At 57.6% G+C, this 20,663-nt stretch carries 17 protein-coding genes; 4 read left to right on the plus strand and 13 right to left on the minus strand.

The features are described 5' to 3' along the window. Positions 1-4: 4 nt before the first annotated feature. Positions 5-1,081: an ABC transporter ATP-binding protein gene (locus JOE09_RS17935; protein ID WP_205066696.1), complete on the plus strand. Its 1,077-nt coding sequence runs from the start codon at positions 5-7 to the stop codon at positions 1,079-1,081. A gap of 3 nt (positions 1,082-1,084) precedes the next feature. Here the strand turns inward: JOE09_RS17935 and JOE09_RS17940 are convergent, their stop codons facing one another. Further along, positions 1,085-1,699 (minus strand): LysE family translocator, encoded by a 615-nt coding sequence (locus tag JOE09_RS17940; protein WP_200545151.1) that lies wholly within the window; start codon positions 1,697-1,699, stop codon positions 1,085-1,087. Positions 1,700-1,888: 189 nt separating this feature from the next. Between JOE09_RS17940 and folA the strand changes: the two genes are divergently transcribed. Further along, the gene (folA, locus tag JOE09_RS17945; protein ID WP_200545152.1) at positions 1,889-2,371 is read left to right on the plus strand and encodes a type 3 dihydrofolate reductase; all 483 of its coding nucleotides are present in this window, start codon (positions 1,889-1,891) and stop codon (positions 2,369-2,371) included. Between the two features lie 76 nt (positions 2,372-2,447). Here folA and apaH read toward each other — a convergent pair whose 3' ends face one another. The 6 genes from apaH to lptD all read right to left on the minus strand — a co-directional run bounded on the left by apaH (position 2,448) and on the right by lptD (position 9,264). Then, positions 2,448-3,275 (minus strand): bis(5'-nucleosyl)-tetraphosphatase (symmetrical) ApaH, encoded by an 828-nt coding sequence (apaH, locus tag JOE09_RS17950; RefSeq protein WP_205066697.1) that lies wholly within the window; start codon positions 3,273-3,275, stop codon positions 2,448-2,450. Between the two features lie 83 nt (positions 3,276-3,358). Next, on the minus strand, positions 3,359-3,736 hold the full coding sequence (gene apaG, locus JOE09_RS17955; RefSeq protein ID WP_105594755.1) for a Co2+/Mg2+ efflux protein ApaG: 378 nt from the start codon (positions 3,734-3,736) through the stop codon (positions 3,359-3,361). A gap of 2 nt (positions 3,737-3,738) precedes the next feature. Beyond that, positions 3,739-4,560, minus strand: coding sequence for a 16S rRNA (adenine(1518)-N(6)/adenine(1519)-N(6))-dimethyltransferase RsmA (gene rsmA / locus JOE09_RS17960; RefSeq protein WP_200545154.1), 822 nt, complete (start codon positions 4,558-4,560; stop codon positions 3,739-3,741). Continuing rightward, positions 4,553-5,545: a 4-hydroxythreonine-4-phosphate dehydrogenase PdxA gene (gene pdxA / locus JOE09_RS17965; RefSeq protein ID WP_200545155.1), complete on the minus strand. Its 993-nt coding sequence runs from the start codon at positions 5,543-5,545 to the stop codon at positions 4,553-4,555. Before pdxA ends, rsmA begins: the two co-directional genes overlap by 8 nt. Continuing rightward, positions 5,535-6,830, minus strand: a complete 1,296-nt coding sequence (gene surA, locus JOE09_RS17970) for a peptidylprolyl isomerase SurA (RefSeq protein ID WP_205066698.1) — start codon at positions 6,828-6,830, stop codon at positions 5,535-5,537. Before surA ends, pdxA begins: the two co-directional genes overlap by 11 nt. A gap of 55 nt (positions 6,831-6,885) precedes the next feature. Continuing rightward, positions 6,886-9,264: an LPS assembly protein LptD gene (lptD, locus tag JOE09_RS17975; RefSeq protein WP_205066699.1), complete on the minus strand. Its 2,379-nt coding sequence runs from the start codon at positions 9,262-9,264 to the stop codon at positions 6,886-6,888. A gap of 222 nt (positions 9,265-9,486) precedes the next feature. On the opposite strand from lptD, the gene djlA reads away from it, so the two are divergent. Continuing rightward, on the plus strand, positions 9,487-10,311 hold the full coding sequence (djlA, locus tag JOE09_RS17980) for a co-chaperone DjlA (RefSeq protein WP_205066700.1): 825 nt from the start codon (positions 9,487-9,489) through the stop codon (positions 10,309-10,311). A 19-nt stretch (positions 10,312-10,330) separates the two neighbouring features. Here the strand turns inward: djlA and rluA are convergent, their stop codons facing one another. The 3 genes from rluA to polB all read right to left on the minus strand — a co-directional run bounded on the left by rluA (position 10,331) and on the right by polB (position 16,441). After that, the gene (gene rluA, locus JOE09_RS17985; protein WP_105594749.1) at positions 10,331-10,990 is read right to left on the minus strand and encodes a bifunctional tRNA pseudouridine(32) synthase/23S rRNA pseudouridine(746) synthase RluA; all 660 of its coding nucleotides are present in this window, start codon (positions 10,988-10,990) and stop codon (positions 10,331-10,333) included. A gap of 41 nt (positions 10,991-11,031) precedes the next feature. Then, on the minus strand, positions 11,032-13,938 hold the full coding sequence (gene rapA, locus JOE09_RS17990; RefSeq protein WP_205066701.1) for an RNA polymerase-associated protein RapA: 2,907 nt from the start codon (positions 13,936-13,938) through the stop codon (positions 11,032-11,034). Positions 13,939-14,077: 139 nt separating this feature from the next. Beyond that, positions 14,078-16,441, minus strand: coding sequence for a DNA polymerase II (polB, locus tag JOE09_RS17995; protein ID WP_205066702.1), 2,364 nt, complete (start codon positions 16,439-16,441; stop codon positions 14,078-14,080). Between the two features lie 170 nt (positions 16,442-16,611). Here polB and JOE09_RS18000 point away from each other — a divergent pair, with 170 nt between their 5' ends. Next, complete coding sequence (locus JOE09_RS18000) at positions 16,612-17,373, plus strand: DedA family protein (protein WP_200545160.1); 762 nt, start codon at positions 16,612-16,614, stop codon at positions 17,371-17,373. Positions 17,374-17,385: 12 nt separating this feature from the next. Here JOE09_RS18000 and thiQ read toward each other — a convergent pair whose 3' ends face one another. From thiQ to thiB, 3 genes are read right to left on the minus strand one after another with little or no spacing between them, the layout of a single operon-like run. Beyond that, entirely contained in the window at positions 17,386-18,087 is a 702-nt protein-coding gene (thiQ, locus tag JOE09_RS18005) for a thiamine ABC transporter ATP-binding protein ThiQ (protein ID WP_205066703.1), read from the minus strand. Then, positions 18,071-19,681 carry a thiamine/thiamine pyrophosphate ABC transporter permease ThiP gene (gene thiP / locus JOE09_RS18010; protein ID WP_205066704.1) on the minus strand — a complete coding sequence of 537 codons (1,611 nt, stop codon included), beginning with the start codon at positions 19,679-19,681 and terminating at the stop codon, positions 18,071-18,073. Before thiP ends, thiQ begins: the two co-directional genes overlap by 17 nt. Further along, entirely contained in the window at positions 19,657-20,643 is a 987-nt protein-coding gene (gene thiB, locus JOE09_RS18015) for a thiamine ABC transporter substrate binding subunit (RefSeq protein WP_205066705.1), read from the minus strand. The genes thiP and thiB overlap by 25 nt, the downstream gene beginning before the upstream one ends. Between the last annotated feature and the right edge of the window lie 20 nt (positions 20,644-20,663).

The following is a 20,663-nucleotide window of genomic DNA, read 5'->3' on the forward strand; positions in this document are numbered from 1 at the left end:
CGTTATGGCTCAAATTTCTCTGTCTCAAATCCAGAAGCGCTACGGCAACGTTGAGGTGCTGCGCAATATCGATCTGACCATCGCCGACGGCGAGTTTGTGGTGCTGGTAGGGCCGTCGGGCTGCGGTAAATCCACCCTGTTGCGCACTATCGCCGGACTGGAGCTGGCCAGCAGCGGGGATATCCGCATCGGCAGCCGCCTGATGAATCAGGTTGCGCCAAAGGATCGCGATATCTCTATGGTATTTCAGAGCTATGCGCTCTATCCGCACCTGACCGTGGCGCGCAACATGGGCTTCAGCCTGGAAGTGCAAAAGCGCCCGAAGGCGGAAATTGATGCGGCAGTGCAGCGCGCGGCAGAGATCCTCAGCCTGACGCACCTGCTGGATCGACGGCCAAAAGAGCTGTCCGGCGGCCAGCGCCAGCGCGTGGCGATGGGACGGGCGATTGTGCGCCAGCCGCAGGTGTTTCTGTTTGATGAGCCGCTCTCTAACCTTGATGCCCAGCTTCGCGGCCAGATGCGGGTGGAGATAAAAAAACTGCATCAGCAGCTGAGTAATACCATCGTTTACGTCACCCACGATCAGGTGGAGGCGATGACGCTGGCCGATCGCATCGTGGTGCTGAATCACGGGGTGATTCAGCAGGTGGGAACGCCGCTGGAGCTGTACGACACGCCGGCGAATAAATTTGTCGCCAGCTTTATCGGTTCCCCGCCGATGAACTTTATTAACGGGCGGGTGCAACGAGGCGATCGCGGCGCGTGCGTGGAAGTTAATAACCGACTGGTGCTGCCGCTGGGAGAACGCGATGGCATCGCGGCAGGTAAAGAGGTGATTTACGGTATTCGCCCGGAAAATATTACGCTGTGCGATCTGGCCGACGAGGGCGTGCTGCCGCTACAGGTGTCGCTGGTGGAGCCGACCGGTCTGTCCGAACTGATTCACGGTACGCTGCACGGCATTCCGGTGATGATTTACAGCACGCTGCGCTCGGGCGCACAGGCCGGGGACACCATCGGTATCGCGCTGGATGTGACCAGAGTGCAGCTGTTTGATGCGGACAGCCAGATCCGCCTGTAACGGTCAGGAAAGTGCGACCTTGATGCCCAGCGCGATAAGCACGCCGCCCAGCAGCTTATCAACAATGCGCTGGGCTTTAGCCAGCCCGCGACGTACCGGGGCGCTCTGGATCAGCACCACCAGCAGCGGCCACCACAGTGCTGACAGGCCGAGAATAATACCGGCATACAGCAGCTTTTCACTGATGTCGGAGTTCACGCTCAGCACCTGGGTAAAGATCGACAGGAAGAACAGTGTGGCCTTGGGGTTCAGCAGATTGCACAGATAGCCCTGCAGGAACGCTTTCTTCAGCGAGGTCTGTTCCGGGGCAACCTGGCTGAGATCCATTTTGCTGCCGCCGCGAGAAATCAGTGCCTGAATGCCGATGTAAATCAGATAGCCCGCACCGGCATATTTCAGCAGCATAAATAGCCACGGCGTGGTGGTGATCACCACCGCCAGTCCGGCGACGCAGTAGGCCATATGGGTGGCGACGGCGCAGTTAACGCCGAGCGCACTCATCAGCGCCGCGCTGCGGCGATAGCGAGCGGCGTTCTTGATAATCAGGAAAAAATCGGGTCCGGGAGAGAGCATTCCCAGTGCCGCAATGGTCGCGACAAATAAACTGGTTTCTAACATGATGGTGGTCTGCATCTTAACGAAAGTGGAATTTTAGCACGCTTCGGAGGAATTTTATGGCGAAAATGGCGGGGATAGTGACGCAACCGATAACCTGATAAACCTTTACTGAATAAGCTACGCTTTGCTATCGACGAAACTTTCGCCTTTCCGTATGATGGCGCCAATTTTACCCCTGTTGAGTTTTATATGATGATTAGCCTGATTGCGGCCCTGGCGGCCGATCGTGTAATTGGGATGGAAAATGCCATGCCGTGGCATCTGCCAGCGGATCTGGCCTGGTTTAAGCGCCACACCCTGAACAAGCCGGTGGTAATGGGGCGTCGCACCTGGGAATCCATTGGTCGCCCGCTACCGGGACGCCTGAATATCGTGATTAGCAGTAAAAAAGGCGATGCGGAAGGGGTGACCTGGGTGACCTCTATCGAAGACGCGCTGAAAGCCGCTGGTGATGTTGAAGAACTGATGGTGATTGGCGGTGGTCGTATTTACGAGCAGCTGCTGCCGCGTGCCGATCGCCTGTATCTGACCCACATTGATGCGGAAGTGGAAGGGGATACCCATTTCCCTGACTATGAGCCGGACGAGTGGCAGTCAACCTTCAGCGAGTTCCACGATGCCGACGACAAAAACTCCCACAGCTTCTGCTTTGAGATTTTGGACCGTCGTTAACGATCGTCGTTAATCGTGAGAAGTTAAAAAGGGCGGACAATGCTGTCCGCCCTTTTGCTTTAAACAAGGTCCGTACTTACAGGATTTCACTTTCGCGGCTGGAAACCTGGGTAAATACCCGCTTATCTTCCCAGCGCAGCATGGTCAGCGTGCCGCCCCAGCAGCAGCCCGTGTCCAGGCCAATAATTCCTTCCGGAGTCCCTTTACCTTCCAGCGACGCCCAGTGGCCGAATGCGATGGTGTATTCACGCGAGACCGGGCCCGGAATGTTGAACCACGGTTTTAACGGTGGCGGGGCGCTTTCCGGCGATTCTTTACTGATCATATCCAGTTGACCGTTGGGGAAGCAGAAGCGCATCCGCGTCAGGGCGTTGCTGCTGAACCGCAACCGTGCCAGGCCACTCAGCTCCGGCGACCAGTTGTTGGGCATATCGCCGTACATCGCATCAAGGAACAAAGGGTAGGTATCGCTGCTCAGCACCGATTCCACCTCTCGGGCGCACATTTTCGCGGTTTCAATATCCCACTGCGGTGTGATGCCAGCATGCGCCATGACCAGCTTTTTCTCTTCATCGACCTGCAGCAGCGGCTGGCGACGCAGCCAGTTGATCAGCTCATCGGCATCGTCTGCCTGGAGCAGGGGCGAAATGCGATCCTTGGGCTTATTGCGGCTGATGCCGGCATACACCGCCAGCAGGTGCAAATCGTGGTTGCCCAGCACCAGTCTGACGCAGTCTCCCAGCGAACGCACAAAACGCAGTACTTCCAGTGAGTCCGGACCGCGCGCAACCAAATCACCGGTCAGCCATAGCTGGTCCTGATGCGGATCGAAGGCAACCTGACCCAGCAACGACCGCAGCTCGTCATAGCAGCCGTGAACATCCCCGATTAGATAAGTACTCATGCATCTGTCCTGAAAATATGAAAGCAGCCCTGGCGATCCCCGGCGATAAGCAGGGTAGTAGAGGCTGAAGGGAAAAGAGCGGATTAATGAATATGACTGGCGATGGCCAGACGAAATACCGGGATATCCACCAGTAGTTTTTCGCCTTCGCTGTCCACCATCTGATAGTGGCCCTGCATGGTGCCCATTGGCGTTTCCAGCACGGCACCGCTGGTGTACTGGTATTCGCCGCCGGGTTCAATATGCGGCTGTTCACCGATAACGCCTTCGCCCTGAACTTCGGTTTCACGACCGTTACCGTTGGTGATCAGCCAGTAGCGGCCAAGAAGCTGAACGGAAACACGCCCCAGATTGCGGATGGTGATGGTGTAGGCAAAAACATAGCGATCTTCATCAGGTGCGGACTGCGACTCGATATAGACACTCTGTACCTGTACACAAACACGGGGCGTATCGTTCATATTCAGCTCTCCTGCGGCTGTGGATTCGCAGATAACCAGTTAGCCAGCTGGCAGTACTGCGCCACCGTAATGTTCTCGGCGCGCAGGGTGGGATCGATATTCATCTCTTCCAGCGCTTCCAGCGTGAACAGATGGCCCAGGCTGTTGCGCAGCGTTTTACGGCGTTTACCGAAGGCTTCTGTCGTGATGCGGCTCAGCACTCGAACGCTTTCTACCGGGTTAGGCAGCGTGGCGTAAGGCACCAGACGCACCACGGCGGAATCAACTTTCGGTGCAGGGGTGAAGGACTCCGGCGGGACTTCCAGCACCGGGATCACCTGGCAGTAGTACTGCGCCATTACCGTCAGACGACCATACGCCTTACTACCCGGACCGGCAACCAGACGATTCACCACTTCCTTTTGCAGCATGAAGTGCATGTCGCGAATCGAACCGACGTAGCTGAACAGGTGGAACATCAGCGGCGTGGAAATATTATACGGCAGGTTGCCGAACACGCGCAGCGGCTGGCCTTTTTCTGCGGCGAGCGCCGCAAAATCAAAGGTCATCGCATCCTGCTGGAAGATCGTCAGTTTCGGGCCAAGGAACGGATGGGTTTGCAGGCGCGCAGCCAGATCGCGGTCAAGCTCTACCACGGTCATTTCGTCAATGCGCTCGCCAACCGGCTCGGTCAGTGCGCCAAGGCCGGGGCCGATTTCGACAATCGCCTCGCCGCGCTGGGGGTGGATAGCGTTGACAATACTGTCGATAATATACTGATCGTTAAGGAAGTTCTGGCCAAAACGTTTGCGGGCAAAATGGCCCTGATGGACGCGACTATTCATTACTGCTCTTAATCATGGTGATGGCGAGGTTAAGCGCCGTTTTAAAGCTGCCCGCATCGGCCTGCCCGCTTCCGGCCAGCTCAAGAGCCGTACCGTGATCGACAGACGTGCGGATAAATGGCAGACCGAGGGTGATGTTCACCGCGCGGCCAAAGCCCTGATATTTTAGCACCGGAAGCCCCTGATCGTGATACATCGCCAGTACAGCGTCTGCATTTTGCAGATACTTGGGCTGGAACAGCGTATCGGCAGGGAGCGGGCCGGTCAGGTTTAACCCGCGCTGACGCAGTTCGTCCAGCGCCGGGATGATGGTGTCAATTTCTTCGCGGCCCATATGGCCGCCTTCCCCGGCGTGGGGATTCAGCCCGCAGACCAGAATATGCGGTTCCCGGCTGCCAAACTTACTTTGCAGATCGGCATGCAGGATCGTAATCACTTCATGCAGGCTTTCACGAGTAATGGCGGCGGAAACATCCTTCAGCGGCAGATGTGTGGTTGCCAGCGCTACGCGCAGCTCTTCCGTTGCCAGCATCATGACCACGCGATCGCAGCCCGCGCGTTCGGCAAAGAATTCGGTATGGCCACTGAATGGAATGCCGGCATCGTTAATGACACCTTTGTGCACCGGTCCGGTGATCAGCGCGGCAAACTCGCCGTTCAGACAGCCATCGCAGGCGCGGGCGAGGGAGGCCAGCACGTAATGGCTGTTGTCCACGCACAGCTCACCGGCGGTCACCGGCTGTGCCAGCGGCAGCGGCAATACGGTCAGTGTACCCGCGCTCTGAGGCTGAGCGGGCATATCCGGCTGGTATTCACGCAGGGTCAGGGGTAAATGCAAAGCTGCCGCGCGGGTGCGCAGCAGCTCGGAGTCGGCACAGATAACCAGTTCAACCGGCCAGGCCTGCTGGGCCAGCTGAACGATTAAATCGGGACCAATCCCGGCGGGTTCGCCGGGCGTGATAACGACGCGAAAGTTATTGCGCATTGGCATCCAGAATCTTTACATAGGCTCCGGCACGCTCTTCCTGCATCCAGGTCTGCGCTTCTTCCGCAAACTTGCGGTTGAACAGCAGGCGGTAAGCACGCTCTTTCTTCGCCGCGTCGGTCTTATCAACCTGGCGCGTGTCCAGCAGCTGGATTAAATGCCAGCCGAACGAAGAGTGAACCGGGGCGCTCATCTGGCCTTTTTGCAGGCGTAACAGCGCATCGCGGAAGGCTGGGTCGAAGGTTTCCGGAGAAGCCCATCCGAGGTCGCCGCCCTGATTCGCAGAACCAGGGTCCTGTGACAGCTGCTTAGCCGCATTGGCAAAGCTCAGCTTGCCGCTGTTGATCTCATTGGCGACTTCCTGCAGCTTCTGGCGTGCCTGGTCATCGGTCATAATTGGTGACGGCTTCAGCAGGATATGGCGGGCATGCACTTCGGTTACGGAGATGCTCTGGCTGTCGCCGCGCATGTCGTTCACTTTCAGGATATGGAAGCCAACGCCGGAACGGATTGGACCGATAACATCGCCTTTTTTGGCAGTAATCAGCGCCTGGCCGAACAGTGACGGCAGCTCCTGAATACGGCCCCAGCCCATGTTACCGCCCTTCAGCGCCTGAGGATCGGCGGAGTAGGTGATAGCCATCTTACCGAAGTCAGCGCCGCCCTTGGCTTCTTCAACCAGTTTACGCGCCAGCGCTTCCTGATCGTCAACCTGCTGCTGGGAAGGATTTTCCGGCAGCGGCAGCAGAATGTGGCTGAGGTTCAGCTCGGTGCCAGCGTCGTTCTGCGAGGCCATCTGCGTTGCCAGAGAGTCCACTTCCTGCGGCAGAATAGTGACGCGGCGGCGAACTTCGTTATTGCGCACTTCTGAAGTCAGCATCTCTTTACGGATTTGCTCACGGTAGGTGGCGTAGTTGATGCCGTCGTAGGCCAGGCGGCTACGCAGCTGATCGGTACTCATTTTATTTTGTGCGGCGATATTGCCAATGGCCTGATCCAGCTGGGCATCGCTGATCTGAATACCGGCCTGTTTCGCCATTTGCAGGAGAATGTTGTCCATAATCAGACGTTCAATAATCTGATGGCGTAACGTTTTATCATCGGGTAGCTGCTGTCCTGCCTGCTGTGCCTGACCTTTAACGGACTGCATCATGCCGTCCACATCACTTTCTAACACCACGCCGTTGTTAACAACAGCGGCGACTTTATCAACTACCTGCGGGGCTGCGAACGCGGTGCTGGCTGTCAGAGCTGCACCGAGGATCAGCATTCTCCAGTTCTTCATACTTTTTCCATTCTTCCTATCCGCAATGCGGGTTGGCATATCAAACATTACAACATCAGAAAGCGCGTTGATAAGGCAGGATGCCCTGACGCAGCATTTGACCGGTACCTAAGCCATAACTTGGGCTGAGGCCACGCAGCTCAATGTTGAACGAGACTTTATTATCATACTTACTGCTGTCGTCTTCCCAGCTGGTGATTTTACGTTCATAGCCAAGGCGAATCGCATAACAGCATGAGCTGTACTGGATACCCACCAGCTGATCGGCAGGCTGATTGGCTTTCGTATCGTAATACCACGCACCGACGACGGACCAGGCATCAGCAATAGGCCAGCTCGCTGTGGCACCAACCTGAGAAATACCTTCCTGATACAGCGGGTTAGTATACTGAGTCAGCGTCTGCTGAATATACTCCTCGCTGGTATAACGGTAGTTCAGCTGTACCATGCGGTCAGCATCACGTCGCCATTCCAGCACGGCGTTACCCTGTGAAACGTTGTCCAGACGGGTGTCATACTGCAGTCCACCACGTGCTGCCCAACGGTCGCTGATTTTCCAGTAGGTATCGCCCGCCCACACCAGGCTGCCTCGATCGTCATCGTCCGTATAGTTTAATCCGGTGCGTGCCGGGGTAAACGAGTAGATTTGACCAATGGAAGCGTTAAAACGTTCAACCAAATCGTTATCAAATATTCGCGTGGTCACACCGGTAGTCACCTGGTTCGCCGAAGCGATGCGATCCAGGCCGCTGTAAGTCTTGTCACGGAACAGACCGGTATAGTCGCTCTGCAATAGCGTCGAGTCATAGGCGTTGATATTGCTCTGGTTACGATACGGAATGTACAGGTACTGCATCCGCGGTTCCAGGGTCTGGGTATAGCCCGGCGACCAGTTCATATCACGGTCAAAGACCATCTTGCCGTCAATTTTAAACTGCGGCATAACGCGGTTAACCGAGTTCTTTAACTGGTTATCCTGGTTCTGGCTCAGCGAGTTGAAGTATTCAACATCATTTTGCTCATAGTGGGTTGCCAGCAGTTTGGCTTCGGTGTTCAGGCTACCCCAACTGTTAGAGAGCGGCAGGTCGATGGTGGGTTCCAGGTGCAAACGCGTGGCGTCCGGAAGATCGCCGTTCACGTTGGTGAACTTCACTGCCTGAGCATAAAGATGCGTATCGAACGGACCGATATCATTTTTATAGTAGTTGAAGTCAAACTGCGGCTCCGCGCGATACACATTACGCGTGGAGTTATTGGCGAATATCTGGAACTGTTTGGTCGACAGCGTGGCATCCCAGTTCTTTTCCGCATAGCCCACGCTGAATTTCTGCGTGACATAGCCATCGGTGGTTGAACCGTAGGTGGAGTCAAGGTCGGTAAAGTAATACGGATCGCTGACTTTGGTGTAGTCCGCGTTGAAACGCCAGTTCTGCTCGTAGATGCCGGAGTGACGCCAGTGGAACAGCCAGCGGTTCGAATCTTTATCGTCCGCATGCTCACGATTGTAAACGTCATCGGAGTTCATGTAGTCGAATTCCATCAGGCCAGTACCCACACCGGTCAGATAGCGGAACTCGTTCTGCCACTGCATGCCACGGCGGCTGATGTAGTGCGGCGTCAGCGTGGCATCGGCCTGTGGCGCGATATTCCAGTAGTACGGCAGCATAAACTCGAAGCCGCTGCTGCTGCCGTATTTGGCATTCGGGATCAGGAAGCCTGAGCGGCGTTTGTCACCCACCGGCAGCTGCAGGTAAGGGCTGTAAAACACCGGTACCGGGCCGATCTTAAAGCGGGCGTTCCAGATCTCAGCCAGCTGCTCATCACGATCGTGGATCACTTCTGAACCCACTACGCTCCAGCTGTTCTGGCCCGGAAGACAGGAGGTAAAAGTCCCGTTTTCCAGAATGGTGTAGCGGTTGTCACCGCGCAGTTTCATCTGGTCGGCATCGCCACGTCCCTGGCGGCCCACCATCTGGTAGTTACCGTTCCAGACGTTAGTGTCTTTGGTATTCAGATTTGACCAGGCTTTCGGGCCTTTCAGGATCACCTGATTATCGTCGTAGCGCACATTGCCGAGTGCATCCACGGTACGGGTAGGCGTGGTCTGCCCCTGCACGGTTTTCTGGTGCAGTTGAACTTCGTCGGACTGCAGGCGGCTGTTGCCCTGCTGGATATCGACATTGCCGGTAAATACCGCGTTATCGGGGTAGTTTCCCTGTGCTTTGTCCGCATCAATGGTGACCGGCAGCTCGTTGGTTTTTTTTCCCTGTACCAGAGGACGGTCGTAACTAGGTACACCCAGCATACATTGAGATGCGAGGTCATCGGCCAGTCCTTGCTGGCTGTACAGCGCTGAACCGATTAGGGTTGCCAGCAATGTAGGTAGACTTTTTTTCATACGCGGTATCGAAAATTCCGTGGTCACTGGCATCATGCCGACAAACCGTCAGAGACTAACGTACTCAACTGGATTGCGCCAGTCATACCCACCATCTTTCAGGAGGGGGACTATTCGCTTCCGTCGACTCTTTGTCTGTCCGCATCAACCAAACAGGGATACTTCTGGTTGTTTGACCGTGTTGCCAATAGGCTATGGGGTGAATGACAGGTATGATAATGCAATTTTTAGCCTTCAGCATGGCGAATTGAGGAGTATATGCGCTATTGGGGAAAAGTATTGGGTCTTGTGCTCGGTTTGTTATCCGGCGCGGGCTTTTGGGGACTGGTGATCGGTCTGTTGATTGGCCACTTGGTTGATCGTGCAAGTGTGACCCGACAGCAGGGCTACTTTGCCAATCAGCAGACCCGCCAGGCGCTGTTTTTCCGTACGACCTTCCAGGTGATGGGGCATTTGACCAAGTCAAAAGGGCGGGTGACAGACGCGGATATTCAGATGGCCTCGTTGCTGATGGATCGTATGCAGCTGCACGGCGAGGCGCGTACCGCCGCACAGCGTGCTTTTCGCGAAGGCAAAGAGGGTGACTATCCGTTAAGGGATAAACTTCGCGAACTGCGCAGTGCCTGTTTTGGTCGTTTCGACTTGATCAGGATGTTTCTGGAAATTCAGATCCAGGCAGCGTTTGCCGACGGGTCTCTGCATCCTAACGAGCGCCAGGTGCTGTACGTGATTGCAGAAGAGCTGGGGATTTCCCGCGTTCAGTTCGATCAGTTCTTACGCATGATGGAGAGCGGCCAGCAGTTCGGCGGCGGCGGTTACCAGAGCGGCGGTTCTTCTCAGGGCGGTTATACCCCCGGCAGCCGTGGCCCGACGCTGGAAGATGCCTGTAGCGTGCTCGGTGTTAAAAGCAGCGATGAAGCCACCACTATCAAGCGTGCCTATCGTAAGCTGATGAGCGAACATCATCCCGACAAACTGGTGACAAAAGGATTACCACCGCAGATGATGGAAATGGCCAAGCAGAAAGCGCAGGAAATTCAGGCCGCATACGACCTGATTAAACGCGAGAAAGGATTTAAGTAGTTCACAGGCAGGCTGCAAATCAAAAATCGGCGGGCTGGCGGAAGGTCATCGGCGTGCCGAACAGCGGATGAGTAATGCTCAGGCTCTCCGCATGCAGCTGCAGGCGCGGTGCCATTGCCCGCGCTTCATCGTGTGCATAGAAGCGATCGCCGAGAATCGGGTGCCCCAGTGCCAGCATGTGTACGCGCAGCTGGTGGGAGCGCCCGGTGATCGGTTTTAACTGCACGCGTGCGCTGTTGTCAGCGGCATAGTCCAGCACCTGATACTCGGTCTGCGCCGATTTCCCGGTTTCAAAACACACCTTCTGCTTAGGCCGGTTCGGCCAGTCACATATCAGCGGTAAATCGACCAGGCCGCTTTCCGGCTGCGGATGCCCCCAGACGCGGGCGACGTAGGTTTTCTGCGGCTCGCGCTCGCGGAACTGGCGTTTCAGCTCACGTTCGGCGGCCTTATTGAGCGCCACGACGATCACGCCGCTGGTGGCCATATCCAGACGATGCACGGATTCGGCTGTCGGAAAATCACGCTGGACGCGCGTCATCACGCTGTCCTTGTGTTCTTCCTGGCGACCGGGAACCGACAGCAGACCGCTGGGCTTATTCACCACCATAATATGCTGATCCTGGTAGAGAATATGCAACCAGGGTTCAAGCGGCGGGTTGTAGGGTTCCATCATCATTTCTCTGCCTGGGGCCAGCCGGGCTGGCCCACTATTATGACTTACTGGTGGGTGACCACGATCAGACGCAGTGCGTCCAGACGCCAGCCGGCCTGATCCAGGTTAGCCAGTACCTGCTCACGATTGCTTTCCAATGCATCAATCTCATCCTGACGGATGTTCGGGTTGACCGCGCTCAGCGCTTCCAGACGCGACAGCTCGGCGCTAAGCTTCTCATTGGCTTCCACGCGGGCGGCTTCGATCAGCTTGCGGGCTTCCACTTCGGCCTGCTCTTCAGAAAGCTTGATGATCTCGTGCACGTTCTGCTGCACCGCGTTCACCAGCTTGCTGCCGGTATGGCGGTTCACCGCGTTCAGCTGACGGTTAAAGCTTTCAAACTCCACCTTACTGGCGAGATTGTTGCCTTTGCTGTCCACCAGCATACGCACCGGCGTTGGCGGCAGGAAGCGGGTCAGCTGCAGATGCTTAGGTGCCTGGGCTTCCACCACGTAGATCAGCTCCAGCAGCAGCGTACCCACCGGCAGCGCCTTGTTCTTCAGCAGCGACAGCGCACAGCTGCCGGTATCACCGGAGAGGATAAGGTCCAGACCGTTGCGGATGATCGGATGTTCCCAGCTGACGTACTGTGCATCTTCACGCGACAGTGCCTGGTTACGGTCGAAGGTGATAGTGCAGCCATCTTCCGGCAGACCCGGGAAATCCGGTACCAGCATATGATCGCCTGGGGTCAGCACGATCAGATTGTCGCTGCGATCTTCCTGATTGATGCCGACGATGTCGAACAGGTTCAGCGCGAAGTTGACCAGCTCAACGTCATTATCCTGCTCGGAGATCAGGTCAGCCAGCGCCTGCGCCTGCTCGCCGCCGTTGGAGTTCAGCTCCAGCAGGCGGTCGCGTCCCTGTTCCAGCTGGGCTTTCAGCGCGTCGTGCTGTTTGCGGCACTCGTGGATAAAGTCATCCATGCCTTCCTGATTTTCCGGCGAGGCCAGATAGGCGATCAGCTGCTCATAGGCGCTGTCATAGATCGTGCGGCCGGTCGGGCAGGTGTGCTCAAAGGCATCCAGCCCTTCGTGATACCACTGGACCAGCACCGACTGCGCGGTTTTTTCCAGGTACGGGACGTGGATTTCAATGTCGTGCGCCTGACCGATACGGTCGAGACGGCCAATACGCTGCTCCAGCAGATCCGGGTTAAACGGCAGATCGAACATCACCAGCTTGCTGGCGAACTGGAAGTTACGGCCTTCTGAACCGATTTCGGAGCACAGCAGAACCTGAGCGCCATCTTCTTCCGAGGCAAACCAGGCCGCCGCGCGGTCGCGTTCGATAATCGACAGACCTTCGTGGAATACGGCAGCGCGAATACCTTCGCGCTCGCGCAGCACCTGCTCCAGCTGTAGCGCGGTGGCGGCTTTGGCGCAGATCACCAGCACTTTCTGGTCGCGGTTGCTGGTGAGGTAGCCCATCAGCCATTCTACGCGCGGGTCGAAGTTCCACCAGGTGCCGCTGTCGCCTTCAAATTCCTGATAAATCTGCTCCGGGTAGAGCATATCGCGTGCGCGCTCGTCGGCGGATTTGCGCGCGCCCATAATGCCGGACACTTTGATTGCCGTCTGATACTGGGTTGGCAGCGGCAGGCGGATCTGGTGCAGTTCCCGTTTCGGGAAGCCTTTTACGCCGTTACGCGTGTTACGGAACAGTACGCGGCTGGTGCCGTGGCGGTCCATCAGCATGCTGATCAGCTCTTTGCGAGCGGCCTGTTTGCCTTCGCGATCGCTGTTAGCGACCTGCAGCAGCGGCTCGATATCCTGTTCGCCCATCAGGTCGTTGATCAGGTTCATCTCATCGTTGCCGATGCTCTTATCCGCCAGCAGCATCGCAACCGCATCGGCAATAGGGCGGAAGTGCTTCTGCTCTTCGGCAAACTGCGCGAAGTCGTGGAAGCGATTTGGATCGAGCAGACGCAGACGGGCGAAGTGGCTCTCCATTCCCAGCTGTTCCGGGGTGGCGGTCAGCAGCAGCACGCCGGGGATATGCTCGGCCAGTTGCTCAATAACCTGGTATTCACGGCTGGGTGCGTCTTCCGACCATACAAGGTGATGGGCTTCATCGACCACCATCAGGTCCCATTCGGCTTCGGCCAGTTTCTCAAGGCGCTGCTTGTTGCGGCGCACGAAGTCCAGCGAGCAGATAATCATCTGCTCGGTATCAAACGGGTTATCGCTGTCGAGCTGGGCTTCGGCATAGCGGGCATCATCAAACAGCGCGAAACGCAGGTTGAAGCGGCGCAGCATTTCGACCAGCCACTGGTGCTGCAGGGTTTCCGGTACCACGATCAGGATGCGTTCGGCACGTCCGGCCAGCAGCTGCTGGTGGATGATCATCCCGGCCTCGATGGTTTTACCTAACCCCACCTCATCGGCCAGCAGTACGCGCGGCGCATGGCGGCGGCCGACGTCGTGAGCAATATGCAGCTGGTGCGGGATCAGGCTGGTACGCATGCCGCGCAGGCCGCTGGTGGCCAGGCGATACTGCTCGCTCTGATATTTACGCGCACGGAAGCGCAGCGCAAAGCGGTCCATGCGGTCCAGCTGACCGGCGAACAGGCGATCCTGGGGTTTACCGAACACCAGTTTGCTGTCCAGCATCACTTCGCGCAGGCGTACACCGGTTTCACCGGTGTCGAGGCGGGTACCAAAATAACTCACCACGCCGTTATCGGTTTGCACTTCGTCAACTTCCAGCTGCCAGCCTTCGTGGCTGGTAATGGTATCGCCCGGATTAAAAACGACGCGAGTGATCGGCGAATCATTTTTAGCATAAAGGCGGTTTTCGCCCGTTGCGGGGAATAACAGCGTCACCATGCGGGTATCAACGGCAACAACAGTTCCTAATCCCAGTTCGCTTTCCGTATCGCTTATCCAGCGTTGACCAAGTGTAAAAGGCATAAATATTCGGCTCGATTTTCGTGTAGTCAGTTTCAGGCAATAGTATAACGCCCCGGCAGAATCTGCCCGGCGTGCATGTCAGAACGAGTTATTTGAGGAAGGGCGCTATGGTACTGGAAGGTGGCCCGTTCGTCACCTGTCAAAAAAGCCCCAACTGTCCGGTAACCAGTGTGTCGAAGTTATCTTCCAGAAACGGCAGAATGCCATCGGCGACTGGCTGCAGCTGGCGGGTAAGGTAGTGATCGTAGTCCAGCGGCGTGGTGCGCGCCTCAAGCGGCTCCGGGCCTGACGTGGCAATCACGTAGCGAATTTTCCCGCCGTTCTGATACTGCAAAGGGTGCCCGAGCTTCTGATTCACGTCGTCGGCAATGCGTGCGGCGCGTACGTGCGGCGGCACGTTTCGCTGATAGTCACCGAGCGGTCGCCGCAGCCGTTTGCTGTAAACCAGCTGTTCATCCAGTTCGCCGTCCAGCAGCTGCCTGACCGTTTCACGGATATAATCCTGATAGGGCTGCTGTTTAAATATTTTCAGATACAGCTCCTGCTGGAATTTTTGCGCCAGCGGCGTCCAGTCGGTGCGTACCGTTTCCAGGCCTTTAAAAATCATCTTTTCGCCGCCGCTGTTTTTCACCATGCCGGCATAGCGTTTTTTACTGCCCTGTTCCGCACCGCGAATGGTGGGCATCAGAAAACGGCTGAAGTGGGTTTCATACTCCAGCTCCAGCGCGCTGGTCACGCCGTATTCTGAACTCAGATGCTGTTGCCACCACTGATTGACCATTTTCACCAGTCTCTGACCGATAGCGCTGGCCTGTTCTTCATCGTGGGGGGACTTGAGCCAGACGAAGGTCGAGTCGGTATCGCCGTAAATCACGTCATAGCCTTCGGCTTCAATCAGCTCCCGAGTCTGGCGCATGATCTCGTGGCCGCGCAGCGTAATGGAGGAGGCGAGGCGCGGATCGAAGAAGCGACAGGCGCTGGTGCCCAGCACGCCGTAAAACGCATTCATTATGATTTTCAGCGCCTGCGACAGCGGCTTGTTACCCTGCTTTTTTGCCGCCTCTCGCCCGGCCCAAATCTGGCTGACGATGCCCGGCAGACAGTGGTTCGTGCGGGAGAAGCGCGCGCCGCGAAAGCCGGGTACTGAATCGGCCTCATCGGGATGTGCCATGCCCTCGACCAGGCCCACCGGGTCGATCAGAAAGGTGCGGATAATTGAGGGGTACAGACTTTTATAGTCCAGAACCAGCACCGAATCGTACAGGCCGGGGCGCGAGTCCATCACGTAGCCGCCGGGGCTGGCCTCCGGAGCTATCTCACCGAGGTTGGGCGCAACGAAGCCCGCGCGGTGCATGCGCGGCAGATAAAGATGGCCGAAGGCGGCCACCGAGCCGCCGTGGCGATCCACCGCCAGGCCGTTAACCGAGGCGCGCTCCAGCAAAAACGGCATCAGCTCGGTGTGCTGGAAAATGCGGGTGACCAGCTCGCAGTCCTTCAGGTTGTAGTGTGCCAGCGCTGGTTTATCTTCGGCAAAGCGCTGGTTGATCTCCTCCATGCGCTGCCAGGGATTGTTAATCGCCTTGCCCTCGCCGAGCAGCTCGCGGGAAACGGCCTCCAGACTGAAGGAATCGAAGTTCCAGAAGGCCGATTTCAGCGCCTCAATACCGTCGATAATCAGCCGACCGCTGGCCTGCGCAAAGAAAATGCCCGGTTTGAAACCGTGTTCGCGCCACTCCAGCACGTTGCTGCTGCCGCGCCCCAGACGCAGCGGAATGCCGTAGCGATCGGCATGCTTTTGCAGCACCCGCAGATCAAACTGCACCACGTTCCAGCCGATCAGCACGTCGGGATCGTGGCGGGCAAACCAGTCGTTGAGTTTCTCCAGCAGCTGTGGACGGCTGGAAACGTATTCCAGATTGAAGTCGATACTGCTGGCATCGCCGTTCGCCGGGCCGAGCATATACACATCGCGCTGGCCGCAGCCCTCCAGACCGATGCAGTAAAGCTCGCCGTGCTGGGTGGTTTCGATATCCAGCGATACCCATTTCAGCGGCGGGCGATAGTCGGGGTGAGGTTTTAAGCGGGTGTTCACCAGCCTGGCACCGGCGGGCTGGCCGCTGAACCAGACGGCGGCGGTGATAAAGCGCTCCATCAAAAAGCGCTCCGGCGGGCGGACATCGGCCTCGAACAGGACAATGCCGTTTTCACGCAGCAGTTTTTCCAGCTTCTGCAGCTGGCGATACTGTTTGCAGTACAGTCCGACCACCGGACGCTGGCGGAAATCTTTCAAATTCAGGGGGGCAAAACGCCAGTCGCGCTCACCGGCCAGCAGCGCGCTGGCGGCAGCCTGCTGTTCAGCGGGGAGAAAGGCCACCGACTCCTGCGGCGACAGCACCACGCACTGCGGGCCGCTGTCGGTTGCCAGCCACAGGGTAACTTCACTGCCTGAGGGCGTATCTCGCCAGTGGCGGGTTAACAGAAATCCTGCTTGTGCGTTATTCACCCTGACCTCGTTATGCTGTTCATTAGACAATGATAGCATGTTTATTTATACAGTGTTCATTGGGCGGCTGCCTGAATTCTCGTCGCTATGCATTCGTATACAAATCTCGCCTTGACGCTTTTTAACTCTCTCAGGACAATCCGAGGTCCTGAAAATCGTTTTGGAACATTATGGAAGCCTGGCTGCAACACATCATTACTCAATCGCTGGCGTGGTCGCTGCTGGCCGTTGGGCTGGTGACCTTTTTAGAATCTCTGGCGCTGGTGGGGTTGCTGCTTCCCGGCACCGTGCTGATGGCTTCTTTTGGCGCGCTGATTGGCAGCGGACAGGTGGCGCTGTATCCCGCCTGGCTGGCGGGGATTATTGGCTGCCTGCTGGGGGACTGGATCTCCTATTTCATCGGCTGGCAGTTTAAGGGGCCGCTGCACCGCTGGTCGTTTATCAAACGGCACCAGAAACTGATGGATAAAACCGAGCATGCCCTGCACGAGCACAGCATGTTTACCATTATCGTCGGGCGATTTATTGGGCCTACTCGCCCGCTGATCCCGCTGGTTGCCGGCATGCTTGAGCTGCCGGTGCGCAAGTTTTTACCGCCGAACATCATCGGCTGCCTGCTGTGGCCGCCGCTTTATCTGCTGCCGGGTATTCTTGCCGGGGTGGCGATTGACGTGCCGAAAGATGCCAGCAGCGGCCTGTTTAAATGGCTGCTGTTGCTGGTGGCTATCGTTGTGTGGCTGGGCTTCTGGCTGAGCTGGCGCTGGCTACGGGCGAAAAAGCAACACGACTGGGCCACCCCTTATCTGCCTGCATCCCGTCTGCGCTGGCTGGCTCCGCTGATGCTGGTTCTGGCAATCGGCAGCTTTATTGCCATTCAGTTCCATCCGCTGATGCCGGTGTTCCGCCATCTGCTGTGGCAGGTTTTCTTCTGAGTGTTACGGGGGTTAACGGCGTTTGATCCCCAAAATCTCCGCTTCATCGACTTCGCCCTGCTGTAACTGTACGGTGCTGCCGTCCCAGTAAACTCTGCCGTCCACAATCAGCAGGCTGCGATGCGCGATGCGCGCCGCATCTTCAATACTGTGTGACACCATCAGCAGCGTGATATTGCGCTCGTTACATACTTCATCCACCAGTTCCAGCATCTCCTTACGCAGCGCCGGGTCGAGCGCGGAAAAGGGCTCGTCCAGCAGCAGGATCGGCTGTTGCCTGACCAGGCAGCGGGCGAGAGCCGCACGCTGGCGCTGGCCGCCGGAGAGCTGATGCGGCAATCTTTGCAGCTGTTCTTCCAGCCCGACGCGGCGGGTAATCTCCTGAAGAGCCTGTTTTTGCTGGTGGCTCAGCTTCAGGCCCGGATGCAGCCCCAGCCCGATGTTTTGCGCTACCGTTAAATGTGGGAAGAGATTGTTCTCCTGAAACAGCATCGATACCGGGCGTCTGGCCGGGGGAGAATCACGATGATCCTGACCATCCAGCAGCAGGCTGCCGCTGCTGGCAGGCAGAAAACCGGCAATCAGGCTCAGCAGCGTGCTTTTACCCGCGCCGCTGGGGCCAAGGATCGCCAGTCGCTCGCCCGCCTGTGCGCTGAAGGTAAAGCGCATCGGCAAATGGTTATAGAGGTAGGTCAGATTAGTCAGGCTTAGCATGGCGCCCCGGCAGTTTTTCAATCAGGGTGAACAACAGGAAGCAGAGCAGTAACAGCAACAGCGCAGTCACCGCACCCTCGCTGCTGCGGTAGGAACCGATCTGCTGATGAAGATAAAACGGCAGGGTGCGGAAGTTCTCATTACCGAACAGCGCCACCACGCCAAAATCACCAATCGACAGCACGCAGGCGAAGGCCAGCGCCTGGGCCAGCGGCCGCTTCAGCGCGCGCAGCTCAATCAGCTTCAGGCGGTTCCAGCCGCGAATATCCAACGAAAGACACAGGCGGTTATAGCGTTCGGCAATGTCGCGCAGCGGGTTTTCCAGCACCTTCATCGCGTAGGGAATGGCCATCAGCGCGTTGGTAAAAATCACAATGCCGTCCGCCGACTGCGGCAGGCCGATCGTGGCGTTGAGCAGCAGGAAAAAACCGGTCGCCAGTACGATGCCCGGCATGGCGAGGATCAGCATACCGCTCAGTTCCAGCGTCTGCCCCCAGCGGGGATGCTGGCGCAGACGCAGCTCGCGGCTGCTCCATAGCAGCATCACCGTCAGTATCACGCTCAGCACCCCTGCACCCAGCGCAATGCGCAGTGAGGTAAAGGTGGCCTGCCAGAGCGCGGGCTGAATCAGTACGCCGCTCAGCCCCTGGCGCAGCCCGTCAACAACGACCGCCAGCAGCGGCGGCAGGATCAGCAGCAGCGCCAGCGTAATCATCAGACCGTCCAGCAGTCGGGCGCAGCGGCTGTCTTCCGGGTTTCGCCAGCCGCCAAGGCTGTCGCTTCCCGCGGGCATCGCTTTGTTGAGACGCTGGCTGAGCAGTACCAGGCCCAGACAGCAGCTCATTTGCAGCAGTGCCAGGAGCGCCGCTCTGCCGGGATCGTAATCAAAGCTTAGCGCCTGGAAAATGGCCAGTTCGATAGTGGTGGCGCGCGGCCCGCCGCCCAGCGACAGCACGGTGGCAAAGCTGGCGAAGCAGAGCATGAAAATCAGCGCACCGGCGGGCAGGATCTGGCGACGCAGCCACGGCCACTCCACAATACGAAAGTGCGTCCAGCCTCGCAGACCAAGCTGTGCCGCAAGCTGGCGCTGCTCGCCGGGGATTTGCTGTAGCGCCTGTAGCAGCAGTCGACTGGCCAGCGGCAGATTAAAGAAGATATGGGCCAGCAGAATGCCCTGCAGGCCGTAAGGGGTAAAGGTATAGCTGATGCCGATCAGTGAACAGAATTCCGCCAGCCAGCCGCTGCGGCCATACACGCTGAGGATGCCGAAGACGGCAACCAGCACCGGCAGTACCAGCGTCATGGCGCACAGGCGCAACAGGGTGCTGCGGCCGGGAAAGCGACGGCGATAGAGCGCGCGCGCCAGCGGGATGGCGGGCAGCACCGACAGCAGGGCAGAAAGCAGCGCCTGCCAGAACGAAAAGCGCAGCACGTGCCAGAGATAGCTGTCCGAGATGAGGCTGCGCCAGTCGCTCTCCGGCGCGTTAAACCACAGCGACAGGAATGCCAGCAGGGCGATCCCGGCCAGCATTATCGCCGTCAGACCGCCCGGAATCAGCCAGCCAGGGATCAGCGGCTGACGGCGCGTTGCCATTCACCGATCCACTGACTGCGCTGGCTGGCAACGTCCTGCGGGCTGTACTGCAGCGTCGTCGCCGGAACGGTGAGCGTGTCAAAACCGGCAGGCAGGGTGGTTTTGATCGCCGGATACATCCAGTTGCCGGTGGCAATGGTGTTCTGGAAAGCCGGTGTCAGCAGGAATTGCATAAACTCCTGCGCCAGCTTCGGCTGTTTGCTGGCCTTGAGCTGACCGGCCACTTCCACCTGCAGATAGTGGCCTTCGCTGAAGTTGGCGGCGGCGTACTGGTCTTTCTTCTCTTCAATCAGGTGGTAGGCGGGGGAGGTGGTGTAGCTCAGCACCATATCGCTTTCGCCTTTCAGGAACAGGCCGTAGGCTTCGCTCCAGCCCTTGGTGACGGTGACGGTTTTCTGTGCCAGTTTCTGCCAGGCTGCCGGAGCCTGTTCGCCATACACCTTCTGCATCCACAGCAGCAGACCCAGGCCCGGCGTGCTGGTGCGCGGATCTTCATAAATCACTTTGAGCGGACGATCGCTCTCAACCAGCTCCTTCAGGCTTTTCGGCGGGTTTTGCAGGCGGGTTTTGTCGTAAACGAAGGCAAACCAGCCGTAGTCAAAGGGCACAAAGGTAGTGTTTTTCCAGCCGCCGGGAACGCTGCTGCTGTCGGTATTGACCTGACTGGCGGCGAACAGACCGGTTTTTTCGGCCGCATCCAGCAGGTTGTTGTCCAGACCCAGCACCACGTCGGCCTGGCTGTTTTTACCCTCCATCCGCAGACGGTTGAGCAGCGAAACGCCATCCGCCAGCGCGACGAACTTCAGCTCGCAGTTGCACTGTGCCTCAAAGGCTTTTTTGACTGCCGGACCGGGGCCCCAGTCGGCGGAGAACGAATCGTAGGTATAGACGGTCAGTACGTCTTTCGCGGCAGCGGCGGGCAGCGAGAACAGCACCAGCAGAGGTAAGATTTTTTTTAGCACTTTGCGTTCCTTGAAAAGAA

The sequence above is a fragment of the Pantoea coffeiphila genome, from assembly GCF_016909495.1.
GTDB classification, from domain to species: domain Bacteria; phylum Pseudomonadota; class Gammaproteobacteria; order Enterobacterales; family Enterobacteriaceae; genus Erwinia; species Erwinia coffeiphila.

What these genes read in the sequence shown, in the direction of transcription:
- pdxA (WP_200545155.1), bottom strand. Translation starts at nt 5,545, where the DNA reads ATGCGCAATAACTTTCGCGTCGTTATCACGCCCGGCGAACCCGCCGGG.
- surA (WP_205066698.1), bottom strand. Translation starts at nt 6,830, where the DNA reads ATGAAGAACTGGAGAATGCTGATCCTCGGTGCAGCTCTGACAGCCAGC.
- JOE09_RS17940 (WP_200545151.1), bottom strand. Translation starts at nt 1,699, where the DNA reads ATGTTAGAAACCAGTTTATTTGTCGCGACCATTGCGGCACTGGGAATG.
- rapA (WP_205066701.1), bottom strand. Translation starts at nt 13,938, where the DNA reads ATGCCTTTTACACTTGGTCAACGCTGGATAAGCGATACGGAAAGCGAA.
- JOE09_RS17935 (WP_205066696.1), top strand. Translation starts at nt 5, where the DNA reads ATGGCTCAAATTTCTCTGTCTCAAATCCAGAAGCGCTACGGCAACGTT.
- rsmA (WP_200545154.1), bottom strand. Translation starts at nt 4,560, where the DNA reads ATGAATAGTCGCGTCCATCAGGGCCATTTTGCCCGCAAACGTTTTGGC.
- rluA (WP_105594749.1), bottom strand. Translation starts at nt 10,990, where the DNA reads ATGATGATGGAACCCTACAACCCGCCGCTTGAACCCTGGTTGCATATT.
- apaG (WP_105594755.1), bottom strand. Translation starts at nt 3,736, where the DNA reads ATGAACGATACGCCCCGTGTTTGTGTACAGGTACAGAGTGTCTATATC.
- folA (WP_200545152.1), top strand. Translation starts at nt 1,889, where the DNA reads ATGATGATTAGCCTGATTGCGGCCCTGGCGGCCGATCGTGTAATTGGG.
- apaH (WP_205066697.1), bottom strand. Translation starts at nt 3,275, where the DNA reads ATGAGTACTTATCTAATCGGGGATGTTCACGGCTGCTATGACGAGCTG.
- lptD (WP_205066699.1), bottom strand. Translation starts at nt 9,264, where the DNA reads ATGATGCCAGTGACCACGGAATTTTCGATACCGCGTATGAAAAAAAGT.
- thiP (WP_205066704.1), bottom strand. Translation starts at nt 19,681, where the DNA reads ATGGCAACGCGCCGTCAGCCGCTGATCCCTGGCTGGCTGATTCCGGGC.
- JOE09_RS18000 (WP_200545160.1), top strand. Translation starts at nt 16,612, where the DNA reads ATGGAAGCCTGGCTGCAACACATCATTACTCAATCGCTGGCGTGGTCG.
- djlA (WP_205066700.1), top strand. Translation starts at nt 9,487, where the DNA reads ATGCGCTATTGGGGAAAAGTATTGGGTCTTGTGCTCGGTTTGTTATCC.
- thiQ (WP_205066703.1), bottom strand. Translation starts at nt 18,087, where the DNA reads ATGCTAAGCCTGACTAATCTGACCTACCTCTATAACCATTTGCCGATG.